The organism is Afipia felis ATCC 53690 (assembly GCF_000314735.2).
Lineage (GTDB): Bacteria > Pseudomonadota > Alphaproteobacteria > Rhizobiales > Xanthobacteraceae > Afipia > Afipia felis.
On sequence record NZ_KB375270.1, the window covers coordinates 1861589 to 1875498 of the forward strand.

At 54.7% G+C, this 13910-nt stretch carries 14 protein-coding genes, 1 tRNA gene and 1 pseudogene; 9 read left to right on the top strand and 7 right to left on the bottom strand.

All coding sequences use genetic code 11. The features are described from left to right. Positions 1–185: 185 nt before the first annotated feature. From HMPREF9697_RS08700 to HMPREF9697_RS21690, 3 genes and pseudogenes are all read left to right on the top strand, one after another. Positions 186–1832 (top strand): GMC family oxidoreductase, encoded by a 1647-nt coding sequence (locus HMPREF9697_RS08700; RefSeq protein ID WP_002716822.1) that lies wholly within the window; start codon positions 186–188, stop codon positions 1830–1832. After that, positions 1829–2668 carry a hotdog family protein gene (locus HMPREF9697_RS08705; RefSeq protein WP_002716823.1) on the top strand — a complete coding sequence of 280 codons (840 nt, stop codon included), beginning with the start codon at positions 1829–1831 and terminating at the stop codon, positions 2666–2668. The genes HMPREF9697_RS08700 and HMPREF9697_RS08705 overlap by 4 nt, the downstream gene beginning before the upstream one ends. A 43-nt stretch (positions 2669–2711) precedes the next feature. Continuing rightward, positions 2712–2774: pseudogene (locus tag HMPREF9697_RS21690) on the top strand (NIPSNAP family protein); the annotation flags it as partial. A 95-nt stretch (positions 2775–2869) separates the two neighbouring features. Here the strand turns inward: HMPREF9697_RS21690 and HMPREF9697_RS08710 are convergent. Next, positions 2870–3877: an ABC transporter substrate-binding protein gene (locus HMPREF9697_RS08710; RefSeq protein WP_002716824.1), complete on the bottom strand. Its 1008-nt coding sequence runs from the start codon at positions 3875–3877 to the stop codon at positions 2870–2872. Between the two features lie 366 nt (positions 3878–4243). After that, positions 4244–4402 carry a hypothetical protein gene (locus tag HMPREF9697_RS21205; RefSeq protein WP_002716825.1) on the bottom strand — a complete coding sequence of 53 codons (159 nt, stop codon included), beginning with the start codon at positions 4400–4402 and terminating at the stop codon, positions 4244–4246. 68 nt (positions 4403–4470) lie between these two features. Between HMPREF9697_RS21205 and HMPREF9697_RS08715 the strand changes: the two genes are divergently transcribed. Further along, positions 4471–5274, top strand: coding sequence for an AAA family ATPase (locus HMPREF9697_RS08715; protein WP_002716826.1), 804 nt, complete (start codon positions 4471–4473; stop codon positions 5272–5274). 31 nt (positions 5275–5305) lie between these two features. Here HMPREF9697_RS08715 and HMPREF9697_RS08720 read toward each other — a convergent pair whose 3' ends face one another. The 3 genes from HMPREF9697_RS08720 to HMPREF9697_RS08730 all read right to left on the bottom strand — a co-directional run bounded on the left by HMPREF9697_RS08720 (position 5306) and on the right by HMPREF9697_RS08730 (position 7262). Further along, on the bottom strand, positions 5306–5914 hold the full coding sequence (locus HMPREF9697_RS08720) for an ankyrin repeat domain-containing protein (RefSeq protein WP_002716827.1): 609 nt from the start codon (positions 5912–5914) through the stop codon (positions 5306–5308). A 368-nt stretch (positions 5915–6282) separates the two neighbouring features. Then, on the bottom strand, positions 6283–6750 hold the full coding sequence (locus HMPREF9697_RS08725; protein WP_244597922.1) for a hypothetical protein: 468 nt from the start codon (positions 6748–6750) through the stop codon (positions 6283–6285). A gap of 32 nt (positions 6751–6782) precedes the next feature. Continuing rightward, complete coding sequence (locus HMPREF9697_RS08730; protein ID WP_002716829.1) at positions 6783–7262, bottom strand: hypothetical protein; 480 nt, start codon at positions 7260–7262, stop codon at positions 6783–6785. A gap of 97 nt (positions 7263–7359) precedes the next feature. Here HMPREF9697_RS08730 and HMPREF9697_RS08735 point away from each other — a divergent pair, with 97 nt between their 5' ends. Both HMPREF9697_RS08735 and HMPREF9697_RS08740 read left to right on the top strand, forming a co-directional pair. Continuing rightward, entirely contained in the window at positions 7360–7587 is a 228-nt protein-coding gene (locus HMPREF9697_RS08735) for a helix-turn-helix domain-containing protein (protein ID WP_081602526.1), read from the top strand. Positions 7588–8181: 594 nt separating this feature from the next. Beyond that, positions 8182–9144 carry a plasmid recombination protein gene (locus HMPREF9697_RS08740; protein WP_002716830.1) on the top strand — a complete coding sequence of 321 codons (963 nt, stop codon included), beginning with the start codon at positions 8182–8184 and terminating at the stop codon, positions 9142–9144. A gap of 169 nt (positions 9145–9313) precedes the next feature. Here HMPREF9697_RS08740 and HMPREF9697_RS08745 read toward each other — a convergent pair whose 3' ends face one another. Beyond that, positions 9314–9559: a hypothetical protein gene (locus HMPREF9697_RS08745; protein ID WP_009340047.1), complete on the bottom strand. Its 246-nt coding sequence runs from the start codon at positions 9557–9559 to the stop codon at positions 9314–9316. Positions 9560–9667: 108 nt separating this feature from the next. On the opposite strand from HMPREF9697_RS08745, the gene HMPREF9697_RS20725 reads away from it, so the two are divergent. Next, the gene (locus HMPREF9697_RS20725; RefSeq protein WP_244597924.1) at positions 9668–9916 is read left to right on the top strand and encodes an XRE family transcriptional regulator; all 249 of its coding nucleotides are present in this window, start codon (positions 9668–9670) and stop codon (positions 9914–9916) included. After that, on the top strand, positions 9913–11064 hold the full coding sequence (locus HMPREF9697_RS08750; protein WP_002716831.1) for a tyrosine-type recombinase/integrase: 1152 nt from the start codon (positions 9913–9915) through the stop codon (positions 11062–11064). The genes HMPREF9697_RS20725 and HMPREF9697_RS08750 overlap by 4 nt, the downstream gene beginning before the upstream one ends. 5 nt (positions 11065–11069) lie before the next feature. Here the strand turns inward: HMPREF9697_RS08750 and HMPREF9697_RS08755 are convergent. After that, positions 11070–11145: transfer RNA gene (locus HMPREF9697_RS08755), tRNA-Ile, on the bottom strand. 352 nt (positions 11146–11497) lie between these two features. Here HMPREF9697_RS08755 and flhA point away from each other — a divergent pair. Then, positions 11498–13627 (top strand): flagellar biosynthesis protein FlhA, encoded by a 2130-nt coding sequence (gene flhA / locus HMPREF9697_RS08760; protein ID WP_002716832.1) that lies wholly within the window; start codon positions 11498–11500, stop codon positions 13625–13627. The last annotated feature ends 283 nt before the right edge of the window (positions 13628–13910 follow it).

A 13910-nucleotide genomic window follows, 5' to 3' on the forward strand; every position in this document is an offset into this window, starting at 1 on the left:
TTCGCCAGCAGATATCTGTCTTAGCTCAATCGAGATTCAGAATACGCCGACAATTAGACTCACCGAGTTAGTATTAGGCACCACTGATCGAGCAATAGTCTGTCAGACTGCGTCGCGAGATTCTCTGTCCAGCAAAATTAGCACACAAAACAAGCTGGTCTCGGCATCCACAGAAGGAACCGAAAATGAAGCTTTCCGGATATGACTACATCGTCGTCGGGGCAGGATCAGCAGGGTGCGTACTCGCCGCGCGGCTGAGCGAGGATCCCACCGTCAAGGTGTTGCTGCTGGAGGCCGGAGCACCTTCTTCTTCCATTCTTGTTCATATGCCAGCAGGCATTCGTATACTCTATAAGAGTCCAAAACATAATTGGAAATTTTGGACCGAGCCTCAAGCCGAGTTAAACAATCGAAAGATCTATATCCCTCGCGGCAAAGTTGTTGGAGGCTCATCTTCTATCAATTCCATGATTGCAATTCGTGGCAATCCCGCAGACTACGATGCGTGGGCCGCGCAAGGCCTTCCCGAATGGGGGCACGAAAGCCTTCAGCCATATTTTAAAAAAATAGAAGATGCCTCTGCCGTCGTCCCGCAACACAACCAAGACAGAGGGTACTCCGGACCGATCCGCTTATCCTATGGCACTTTACAACATCCAATCTCGCAAGCTTTCATTGAAAGCGTAAAGTCAGCCGGTTGGCCCGAAAATAAGGGGTTCAACGGCCCCTCCCAAATTGGCGGTGGCTTCTACGAACTTACAATCGCTGACGGTAAGCGTTCTGGATCATTCAAGTACCTCGATCATGCGAAAGAACGAAGCAATCTCACGATTATAGCTAATTGCCGTGTCCGGCGACTTGCCCTGGCTGGGAAACGCGTGCGCGGCGTTGTGATAGAGAGAAATGGGCGTGAAATCACCCTTTCTGCCGAGCGAGAGGTCTTGCTGACGTCTGGAGCTATCGGATCACCACACCTGCTGATGCTATCGGGAATTGGACCAGCTGATCATTTGCGCTCATTTGGAATCAAGCCGGTGATCGATTCATTCGGCGTAGGAAGCAATTTGCAGGATCATTTAGATTGCGCAATCCGATTAGAAGCATCTCAGCCAATCACACTGACACCGTACCTCGGATTAATTAAAGGCGGTCTCGCAGGCGCACGATATATCCTCAATGGAACTGGCCCCGCAACATCTCAAGGTATCGAAGCAGGAGCATTTTGGGGGCCTGATAAGTCTTCGTCATGGCCCGAATGGCAGGCCCATCTCATTGTTGCTCTTCGAAATCCTCCCCCGAAGGAGCGGATCGAACATGGCTTCGCTATTCGTGTTTGCCAACTTCGCCCGAAAAGTCGTGGTATGCTGCGCTTACGGTCATCGGATCCCTCGGACACACCTTCGATCGACCCTCAATTCTTATCTGACAATAGCGACTTCCTCAGCATGCAAGAGGGTGTTCGGCAGATGTGTGAGATTATCGACCAAGCACCTCTTCGCAAACATGTTAAGCGAAAAATTGATCTTGACGCTTTTACCAGTACGGAAACGCGAAAGAGCTGGATTCGAATGCATGCTGAAACCGTCTACCATCCCGTTGGCACCTGTCGCATGGGCCAAGACAACGGAGCCGTTGTTGATAGTCAACTGCGTGTCCGAGGCATTGAGAATTTAAGAGTGGTTGATGGTTCGGTCATGCCGACGGTGATTAGCGGAAACACGAACCTACCTATCATGGCGATGGCCGAAAAAGCCGCAGACATCATCGTCGGAGAACGATCTTCGATATCGAAAAATTACTTTGAGACGATGTCGGTTCATTCTGGGAAATGACTGATCAACACCAACGTATGGTTGCATGCCGCAGCCCGTATCGCGTGGAGGCTTATAACAGTGCGAAGCTGTCTGAGAATCGGATTCACGATGATAAAGTAGCCCGGGAATATGGATTCGAGGGCGGACTTGTCCCTGGAGTCGACGTCCTCGCGTATATGATACACGTTCCTGTTGCCGAATGGGGGTTAGCATTTTTAGAGCGCGGATTAATCGAAGTGCGTTTTATAAAGCCTGTTTATGACGGAGATCTCCTACAAATATACAGTACAAAGGCTGTTAAAGGGCTTAATTTGACCGTCGAAAGTAATGGATTGAAAGCGTCTGGCTATACCGCATTAGCCACAGCACCGCCGGTTTTCTCTTTCGACGATTTTCCCGACATCCCTCCGATCCAAACACGAACACCTATCGATCTCACCTCACATGCGATCGGAAAGCGGCTCGGCACAACACCCTGCTCATGGGCCGGCAACGCAGGTGTCAAATATCGCGCAGATATACGCGAGCTGGACCAAATCTATGCGCGTGAGGGGCTCGTACATCCGGGAGTACTGCAGCGTCTCATGAATCGCGTGCTCATGGAGAATGCTATTCTGGGTCCTTGGATTCATGTCGCAAGCCGGATGCAATTACTGTCGGCGATAGCAGATCGACATGAATTGACTATGCGAGCCGTCGTCACAAATAACTACGAGAAAAACGGACATTGGTTTATCGAAATAGACGCGCTGATCGTTACTGACGGACAAGCACCCGTGGCGCATTGTCACCATGTAGCAATCTATAGACCTCGTAGACGAGCGCACGAAATCGACTCTCTGATCTCGCAATGAGCGCCATACAATATTATTATCGGAAATCGAAATCTCCACGAGCATATATGAACTTCGTATCTATCGCTGCCTGCCAGGCAGGTTGCCAGCACTCCTCAATCGCTTCGAGACCAAACGATAGAAATCTAGGCCTCGCGGAGCTTTGCTCGCAATAAAAGTGGGATACCGACGAGCAACCACTTTTATTACAAGCAACATTGATCAATTTCCTGCCAGCTTGTGCGCATTATCGAAAAACAGGTCTTTCCAGGAATTTGGCTTGGTTCTGATGATACCCACCTTATACATGAAGTCAGTATAGGTGCTGATACCAGACGGCACCGTGGTGAAGGTATTCTCGTGATTACTGATGATTTGATAGATGTCATCCTCGGAAATTTTTTCCTTGGACGTCTCCACGTAGAACTTCGCAGCAGCCCGTTTGTCCTTGTTGATGATATCCATCGCTTCGTTCAGGGCTGCAACGAAGGCATCATATGTCTTCGGGTTTTCTTTCCGAAACTTTTCGCTGGCCCAGACCAGGACAAACGTCGAATTTTGTCCCGCCACATCGTAGGAGCTCAGAACGCGATGAACCTTTCCCGTCTTTAGCTCCTGATATTGATAGGGCGGAGCGGTGAAGTGAGAATCGATTTCAGACACGCCCGACATCAAGGCTGCCATCCCATCGGCGTGCGACAGCGAAACCGTCAGCCGATCGAGTTTGGCGTAACTCTCATTGCCGAACGTCTTCGCGGCAGCCATCTGCAGCACGACCGCGTGAGGCGAAACCTTCACGGCCGGCAATGCGATCTTGTCCTTGTCGGTGAAGTCCGCAATCGTCTTGACGTCGGGATTGCGGGTGTTGAGATAGATTGGCATCGACGTCACGGCCGAGACTGCCTTGATCGCTCCCTTCGACTTCGCCCAGAGGATGATAAGGCCTGTCAGTCCGCCGGAAGCGAAATCGAGGCTGCCTGAAAGCAGTGCCTCGTTCATGACGTTGCTGCCCGCGAGCTTCAGGAAGCTGACATCAATGTCGCCAAGGCCAGCTTCCTTGGCGTGTTTCTTAAGCAGTCCTTTCTCAACCACCATCATCAACGGCAAATAACTGATGCCGTATTGCTGAGCGATGCGGACATGCTTTGTCTCTGCCTGCGCAGGCGTGCTGAAGTTGCAGGTTCCAAAGAATAGCAATTCAATTAAAAGCAAGCTTCTGATCTTTAGCATTTGGCATTCCTTCCCTGATTGTTGGGCGCGGATTAATCGCGTCTTTTGCTTCACAGTCCGCAGATGCCAATGGTTTCTCTCATGCCAAAAACAACTGCATTAAAATAGAGTCGGCGCTCATTTGGATTATCCAAATTGGACATACCAGATTATAAATCAAACACCGACTGTCAACCCCAAAAGACCAACCAAACAAACCAACTAATGAGAATTAACCGGTCAGACGGAGCTCTATCCAATGCTAAAGTCATGGGAATCCCACAGCGACCAAGAAAAGGTTGAGTCGCTTCAGAACGCGCTACACCGCCTTCGCTGGCCTATGCGATCACTGCGACGATTGCCAAGACCGCCAGCTTAGATGTTCAGCTATTCTATAACCATTTCATGGTTGCCTTCGGCAGACGCTTGAGCATTCCGCAGGAGCAGAACCAGAGGAACTGCTGCGAGCGAAAGCACCATCATCAGCTTGAAATCATCGATATAGCTAATGATCGAGGCCTGGGTCTGGATCATCTGGTCCAGCATTGCGCGCCCGCCCGCAGTCCATGGGCTCCATGTTTGCAGGATCGCTGCATTGTTGAAGCCATGATTGGTTGACCAGGACCTACAAGTCCGCGATCAACTCGCCTTTGCCGCTCACCTTGGCGCCACCGCTTCCCAAGGTGCGCGCAACACTGCTGTTCGAGTTCCCCCATGCACGAGAGGTGATTGATACCATCTTGTCCGACCTCATCGGCCAGCGGGGCGTGAGGCTCAAACCCACCCTGCTGGTCGGCCAACCCGGCGCCGGCAAGTCGCGCTTTGCCAGGCGTCTGGCCGAAGAGCTCGGACTTATTGTCTGGCGTGTCGACGGCGCCCAGTCGGATGGTTCGATCTTTGCCGGCACCGACCGGCGCTGGCACTCGACCGAGCCTTGCCATCCATTCATGGCGTTGCATCGCGCGGGCCACGCCAATCCGCTCGTTCTGATCGATGAGCTCGAGAAGGCCGCAACCCGAAGCGACCATGGCCGGCTGCGGGATTGCCTGCTCGGCTTCTTCGAGCCGGAGACGGCCGCGCGTTATCCCGACCCTGCGCTGCAGACCACGCTCGACCTCTCGCACGTCAACTACATCATGACCGCGAACAGCACAGATTCCCTGCCCTCACCGCTCCGGGACCGGCTGCGCGTGATCAGCTTCCCCTCGCCGCAAGCCCGCGATCTCGAAGCACTGCTACCCGCGGTCCTTGCCGGCATCGCCCTTGAGCGCCAGCTCGACCCGCGCTGGATCACACCGCTGGATGGCGACGAACACCGCGCCACCGCACAGTACTGGTACGGCGGCTCCGTTCGGCAACTCAAGCGGATCGTCGAGGTCATCCTGAAGGAAAGAGAGAAAGAGAGCGTGCGGAACTAAACCATCGCTTCAACCGATCACTTCTCGCCACTCAAGCCAGAGCTTGAGCAAGAATATCGGCGAGTTCGGTATACCCCTTCTTCAGCGCGTGCTGCACAGGAGAGGTACCCCACTGGTCGGCCATGGCTGGATCAGCCCCTGCTGCGAGCAACAATCGGACGACTTCTTGCTGTCTGGGACCACCGTCGTTAAGGATGATCGCCTCCAGCAACGGGGTCCAACCGCACAGATTTGTGTGGTTGACATTCACGTCAGTCTCCTCGGCCAGCAACCGGACGATTTCCACGTGCCCCTTCTCCGCAGCCGGATGGATGGGCGCTCCGTCGAAGCGTGTCCGGCGCTCAAGATCCGCACCAGCTTCAACCATCAGCTTCACGAGGTCGAAGTCTCCCACGATGCAGCCCCACAGCAACGGGTTCAACCGGATCTGGTCTTGCTTATTGATATCCGCCCCAGCTGCGATCAACTGACGCACAATATCCAAACGACCGGCCTTCGCTGCAATCAAGATCGCAGTCCGCCCCTGAGTATCGGTCGCATTAACATCCGCGCCACCACCGAGAACTGCCGAGATCTGATCCCATGTTACGATTGCGGCAAGGGTCGGCCAATCGGTGGGGTTCTGCAGCGGCTTCCTCATATTATTCACCTCGCTATCGATCAAGCAGCGTCATGCCGACTACATTCTTGAGTCGCTCAACAACAGACATGCGCGATGTACTCATTGGCAAAAAGCGCGTGATCCGCGCGCCGGGTTTGCTTCAATAGTACTAACGCGTGCGATGGATCAGCTGTGTGTTGCTGCCAGTTTATCGCTATTATCGTTATGCGCCAACATTGTGCATGCGGAGATGGCGCGGTCACATCTGTTTGCGGAGCGCTTTGACGTGGCCGCATTATGCGGCCGAGCAATCTTTCAGACAATTACAGATCTTCCGGCCCGGTCGCCATCAAGCAGGGCTACCAGACTATCCTGCTAGAACCCACAAGATCACCCAATTCAACCGATCACTTGCCGTCAGCCTGACATGGCGCGATGCTGTCGGCGAGCGCTCGTGCACGACGATTGGCATGTGGCTCATGGACGCTAACCGCGCCCACTTTGCAAGGACGCTGCCCGCGCAACGAGACCACCAGAAGCTCCTGCGTAACATGGTCGTGGCCGTCCTGATCCGTGTCGACACGCCAGGCTCGCAGGATCGCAGCGATCGGCTTGCCACCTGACAACCTCCATTCGAGCTTGTCGCCGAACACGTCGTCTGCACCGCGCCAAATCAGAACAGGCTCGTCGTCTCGTTGACCTGTCCGGAAAATTTTGAAGGCGACCAGATTGCCCTCATCGGAAAACCCAGCGCTATAACCGCCTGGCCCGGGGCACTGCCAGGCGTTGAATTCTTCCTTCGATCCGGAATCGCGGCACTCAGGTCCGGATGTACGGGTATAAAGGCTCTCTGCGGCGTAAGCCGACGTGCTCAAGAACAAGAAGCCAATTACAATCCGGGCAGGCTTCATATCCGGACAGCTTCACGTGCCTGAAGGCGCTGTCGCTCTTCCCCGTCCGGGCCATAAAACATCTGCTCCCGCCGGGTCAGCGTCGCCAATGATATAATGAGTTGTCCAAACCCAACGAGCGCAATCGGAATCCCAATAAAAATCACCGAGAGCACGATGCCGATAAACATGATCCGCAGTGCCATATAGAAACGGAAGTTGGTCCCGTCGAAGTGAACCTCTCCGTTGGTGCACTTCACGCCCCACAGATGCTTCGGTCCCGAGGTTAAAATCCCCATGACCTTCTCAAAGTAAAATACCCCGTTAGTCCCCACCGCCAAATAGGCATCGGTCTGCGTCGTCACAAAAACCTTCTCGATGGTGACCCGGCGCCCATTCGGCTCCAACACCTCGACATATGAATAATACCTGCCGTGTAGGTTGTGTTGGCTCGACCCGGTCGCCGTGACCTGCCCTTCAATCTGAAAAAAGCTCATATCGCTCTCCTGAAGAACGACAAGCCTATACGTTGAAACGTATATTACACGTTAAAGCGTGTGGCGGCATTTTCATGATGATGCTTCATCATCATGAATGGGACGGCGCAATCCGCAAACAGCCCGACGTGACCTCGCCCGCAATCTCCGGAAGCTGCGGCTTGCGAGAGGCTGGTCTCAAGATGACTTGGCCGCTGAAGCAAACGTTCGGCAGGCCCTCGTCAGCGCGATCGAAGTCGGCACAGCCAACCCGACATTAAACTCTCTTGAACTACTCTCGGGCGCTCTTGACGTGGGGCTTAGCGATCTTTTTGCACGGCACTGAGAGAGCGGGGCATCAGGCGACAACCGAAATCAGCATCACGATTAAAGAGCGTGCCACTCAGAATAAAGCTGTTCGATACACGAATCGACGGATGCCAAAGATCTAAATGTTATTGTTGCGCCGCCGCTGAGGTTTTTGGGGCGATCGATGGCACGAAGCGTTCGGGAAGAGCTTCTACGAGGAAGTCAGCGGATACATATAGCTCGTGCGGATACCCATAACTCGTAAGGCATGTATCTGGCTGGCGGGAACATCACGTGAATGGACATTTCGGGAGCGCGGTAGCCGCTAAGCACTTCCTGCAAAGTACCGTCACGTAAACACGACTCGACGATAAAGATTGGAAGAAGCACGACCCCGCATCCTCGAGCGCGACGTCGCGCACCCTTTTCATTGTTGCTCCATGCCGGTGAGCTTCCATTGCGACCCGGTTTGAAGAGCAGCGAATTAAGGATTGCACCCCAACGGCAAAAAACGTCTAATTCAGCAAGATTGAATATGCATAGTTGTAACAACCGACTATGCGTAGCAATTTGCTACATTTTGCACTTGCAGCTTCATGGTGTTCTCTTAGCTCAGATTGGAGAATTCCAAATGGGCTGTCAGTTCATCCACGTCGAGACCTACGCGCTTATTGGCGCTCAAAACAGGCAAGGTCTGTCCCGCCGATCGCTGCGCGATATCCAGGCAGAGTTGACGCGGCAACCATATGCATCTTCGCACGTTGCTGCACCATTGCAGCCCAATGTTTTGATGGGGTCTATGAATGACGCCTTCATTGTGGCCGAATGGCAAGCACGCACCGCTCTCGATGCAGCTGGGCGGAAATACAGAAGGACTTCGCCAGCCTTATTGGCAGGCGTGCTATCTTGGCCCGTCCAAAGCATCAAGCTCAATGACAATTCAAGTCAATTCGAGCGCTATCTGGCATTCCGCACCGATACGATCGCCTGGCTCAGCCGAAAATTCGGAGATAATCTTAAATGCTGTGTCGAGCACAACGATGAAGAATACCCAAATCTACATTTCATCGTAGTCCCCGCCCTGCCAGCCGATCGGCGCATGAGTCTGTCGACAGTTCATCCAGGCATAAAAGCGCGACAAGACGCCCGTAATGCTGGCGCAAGTCGCAAGGAAATTGCGTCAGCTTACACGCGCGCCATGCGAAACTTTCAGGACGAATTCTGGTTAGAGGTGGCACAATTTCATGGCTTGACCCGTGAGGGACCACGTCGTCGCCGCCTGTCGCGGCGCGAATGGCGCCTCAAGAAGGCTCATGTAAAAGAAATCGCGAAACTTCATGACGCACGACGAAGGCAGGAAGCAGAACTCATTCGCGCCGGGGATAAGCGCGTTGAGGCTGTCCGGATCCAAGTCGTTGCAGATGTAAAGAATAAACTGGTTCCAAGAATTAAAGCGTTCGTCGAAGTGCGGGACGAACAAGCTTTTCAGATTTTGACAATGAAACAAAAATTGTCACACGCAGCAGATGAAATCGCCGCTCTGAAAGCACGTATTGCAGACATCGAGCCTAGATTAGAGAAAATTTCCCCTTAACTCGTTGATTAATCAAATCTAGCACCGCGCATGTTTGCCAGCAAAAACGGTTACGGGAAGTATTGACCTAAATACTTCCCAAGCTGCGCTTAAGCTAACTGTCGCTTGCCGCTCAAAGAAACCAAGATATTTGGCTGCTCTAAAAGAAAAAGCGCAGGACCGGTAAGCTTCAATATCCCCGCTTTCTTTTAATGGAGAGCGGCATTTCACCAGTCAGATAGCCATGACTGCGAAGCCAGTCGTGAATAATGAAGCGGATAGCCTCTGAATTATTTGTGCAGGGGATCGAGGGATCCGTCAGAACCTCCCGGATCGCGTCTTGAATAGGAAGAGACAGCCGAATGCCGATGAACGGCATCTGCCCAGTCTTGGGACGGCCCCTCTTTTTCTGTTTAACAGGAATTGACGTCTTCATTTTTTTGTTTTACATAAAATATAGACGGAGGGGAAGCAGCATTCCACGGCTCTACCCCGGCGACAGAGAATTCTCTCTCCATTGCTAAGAATGCGGAATATATTGCCAATGTCTCGCACGACCCTGACACCTCGCGATTTATCTCTGCCGCGCTTTGCCCTACGGCGAGATGAAGCTGCTGCTGCGATGGCGGTCTCGGCAACTAAATTCGATGAGTGGGTTGCCGTCGGTAAAATGCCAGTAGGTCGCAAGATTGACGGTGTTGTTCTGTGGGACGTGCAGGAAATTCACGAAGCTTGGCGTCAAATGCGAGACGGCGATATTGGTCACAATCCCTTTGACAGGATCGTCGCATGATCAAAACTCGCCTCCGATATTGCGTTTACGACCCTGATACCGCCGGTAACCCCCGTTATTATGTGCGTAATCTGCGCAAAAGCAGCAAGAAGATTAGGATTCGCGAGAGTTTCGAAGCACCCGACGGCACCATTACTCCCGAATTCATGAAGGCGTACCTTGATGCGCTGGCATCACTTGATAAGGAGACATCCTCAGCACCAAAGGCCTCACGCGAAAAGACCTTCAGCTGGCTTTGCGACCAATATTATCGTTCCGCCGAGTTTCAGCGCTTCGATAGGCTTACCCAGGCCGATAAGCGCGGCGTTCTCAATCGGTTCTGCGCTGCAGGCGCAGGAGATTTACCTTACGCGGCATTCCGACAGGCAGATGTTGAGCGCAGTCGAGACAAGCGCGCCGGAACTCCTGGCGCCGCCGACAAGCTGGTGAAGTACCTCAGAGCTCTCTTTAAGTGGGCGATCAAAAAGAGACTCGCCAGCGTTAATCCGGCCATCGGTGTTGAGAAGATCAATGAAGGAGAGGGGTGGCACGCTTGGACACCCGATGAGGTTGCGACTTATCGCAAACACCATTCCATCGGCACCAAGGCAAGGTTGGCATTAGAATTAATGCTGAACGTCGGCGCTCGAATTTCCGATGCTTGCCGCATTGGCCGTCAGCACGAAAGCAACGGCTGGCTTAAGTTTGTAGCTTGGAAGAACCGCAATAAGAAGTCACGAAAAACTATCGAATGCCCGATTACGCTTGAACTCCGCGCGGCGATTGACGCGACGGAAACAGGTGACCTCACCTATTTGATCAACGATCTTGGTAAGGCTTTCACGATCGATGGCCTTGGAAACAAGATGCGCGATTGGTGCGACGCCGCTGATCTGCCTCAGTGTTCATCCCACGGCCTACGGAAGGCCGCCGCGGTAATCTTGGCAGAGAACGGCGCAACTGCCCCAGAACTTTGTGCAATCTTCGGATGGTCGAAGCTAGAAACCGCCGAAACCTACATCCGGCAAGCCCAAAGTCGGATCATGGTGAGCAATGCCTTCTCGCGCCTCGACGAATACCGGAGCCGCGGAAGTGTCTCAGTTCACGGGGTAAAAAATTGCCATGAGACAAAAAACGAAAAAAGCAAAGGGAAATCAAATACCGAATAAAGCATTGGTGGGCCCGGCAGGACTCGAACCTGCAACCAGACCGTTATGAGCGGTCGGCTCTAACCATTGAGCTACAGGCCCGTCGCGCCGCGAGGCGGCAGGCCCCTTTCCCTTACAATGACCGGCACGGGGCGGCAATTGCGCCCGAGTGTGAAAATCCCTCCGTGCCCCATGATTTCCGAGGGTTTCCCGGGGGTTGTCGGCCTGCCCCTGCTCCACGCCTGCAAACACTCCGAGGGCCTGAACATCCGGCGTTAACCCTTTGCTAACCATACACCGGGCAAATTTTGCCCAGTGAACGTGCGTGTCGTTCTGCAAAAACGGGGGCCCCGTGGAAGCAAGCGCCGTGAATCACTTACCGCCCGGCGGCCTCCCGGCCGCCGCAAAAGTGTTTGGCGGGCAGAGGCGGCATTCGCGCGAGGAAACGGCGACCATGGTCGATGTGACGGCGGGGCAGGACGGCGGATCACGCCTGCAGATTCCAAGTTTCGATGAAATCAAAAAAATACTGAAGCGCGGCGATCTGACGCTCGCCTTCGGTGTGCTGACGATCCTCGTCGTCCTGATCCTGCCCCTGCCCGCGATGGTGCTCGATCTGTTCCTGGCGATCTCGATTACGCTCTCGGTGCTGATCCTGATGACCGCGCTGTTCATCCAGGCGCCGCTGGAATTCTCCGCCTTCCCGACCGTGCTCCTGATCTCGACCATGTTGCGGCTGTCGCTCAACATGGCTTCGACCCGCCTGATCCTGTCGCATGGCCACGAGGGCAGCGCCGCTGCCGGTCACGTCATCGAGGCGTTCGGCAACTTCGTGATGAGCGGCAATTTCGTGATCGGCATCATCGTCTTCACGATCCTCGTCATCGTCAACTTCGTCGTTATCACCAAGGGTTCGGGCCGCATCGCCGAAGTCGCCGCCCGCTTCCACCTCGATTCGATGCCCGGTAAGCAGATGGCGATCGACGCCGATCTCTCGGCCGGTTTGATCGACGAGCAAACCGCCAAGAAACGCCGCAAGGACCTTGAAGACGAAAGCGGTTTCTTCGGCGCCATGGACGGTGCTTCGAAGTTCGTCCGCGGCGACGCGGTCGCCGGTCTTCTGATCGTGTTCATCAACATCATCGGCGGCATCATCATCGGCGTCGCGCAACAGGGCCTGAGCTTCGGCGATGCGGCCCGCACCTACACGTTGCTCACCGTGGGTGACGGCCTCGTCACGCAGGTGCCGGCACTGATCGTCTCGACCGCCGCGGGTCTTCTGGTGTCGAAAGCCGGCGTCTCGGGCGCCGCCGACAAAGCGATGATGAAGCAGTTCTCCGGCTATCCGCAGGCGCTCGGCATGTCATCCGGCGTTATGCTGGTGCTGGCATTGCTGCCCGGAATTCCGATGATCCCGTTCCTGATGCTGAGCGCGGGCGCCGGCGCGCTGGCATTGAAGGCACGCCATCGCAACACCCAGGTCAAGACCGAGGAAGCCCGTGCAGCGGCGGCTCCGGCCCAGGCCGCTGCAGCAGCGGCCGCGGAAGAAGAGCCAATCTCGACCGCGCTGAAGATCGACGATCTCAAGATCGAGCTCGGCTATGCACTGCTGCCGCTCGTCAACGGACCGGACGGCAACGACCGCCTCACCGACCAGATCAAGGCACTGCGCCGCTCGCTCGCCATCGAGATGGGCTTCGTGATGCCTGCCGTGCGCATCCTCGATAACGTGCAGCTCGAGGCCAACACCTACGTCATCAAGATCAAGGAAGTCGACGCCGGGTCCGGCCGCGTCTGGGCCAACCAGTTCATGGTCATGGACCCCGCAGGCAATCAGGTGACCGTGCCGGGCACGCACACCATCGAGCCGACCTTCGGCCTGCCTGCGACCTGGGTCGATGCGTCGCTGAAGGAAGAAGCATCCCTCAGGGGCTACACGGTAGTCGATGCTGCGACCGTGCTCTCCACGCATCTCACCGAGCTGTTGAAGAACAACATGTCGGATCTGTTGTCTTATGGCGAGGTACAAAAGCTTCTGAAGGATCTGCCGAAGGAACAGGGCGAACTGGTCAAGGATATCGTACCAGGCCAGATTACAATCTCCGGCATCCAGCGCGTGCTTCAGTTGCTTCTCGCCGAGCGCATCTCGATCCGCGACCTCTCCACCATTCTGGAAGGTATCGCCGATGCACTGGCGTTCTCGCGCAATCCGGCGATGATCGCCGAGCACGTTCGAGCCCGGCTCGCACGCCAGATCTGTGCACAGAACACCTCGATCAACGGCTACCTGCCGCTGATCGCGCTCTCGGCGAAGTGGGAGCAGGCGTTCGCGGAATCGATCGTCGGCACCGGCGAGGACCGCACGCTGGCGATGCAGCCCTCCAAGCTCTCCGAGTTCATGACCGCAACCCGCGACCGTTTCGAGCAGGCCGCGCGCGAAGGTGAGAACCCGGTGCTCGTCACCTCTGCGGCAATTCGTCCCTTCGTCCGCTCGCTGGTGGAGCGTTTCCGCGCCCAAACCACCGTGCTGTCACAGGCGGAAATTCATCCGCGGGCGAAACTTAAGACTGTTGGAAGCGTTTGAGAATCCGTCCTTTTACCGCTGCTGCAGCATGATAATTTCGTCACATCCAAACGATTTTTGAGCTCGATCTTCTGCGGCTGCGAAAGGCTACCGCGGGAACTAAAATTGTAACCATCTGATTTATCGATATTTTTATTTCCACCCCTAGAGTGGCTCGCAGGCGATCAAGAAAAATCACTCGCTTGTGATGGGGTCTGGGAAACAAAAACCCCCTCCACCACGTTTACGAGACATCGAATTTGAACCGGCCGCTCACTGGGCGCGACCAATAAAGGCAACCGGG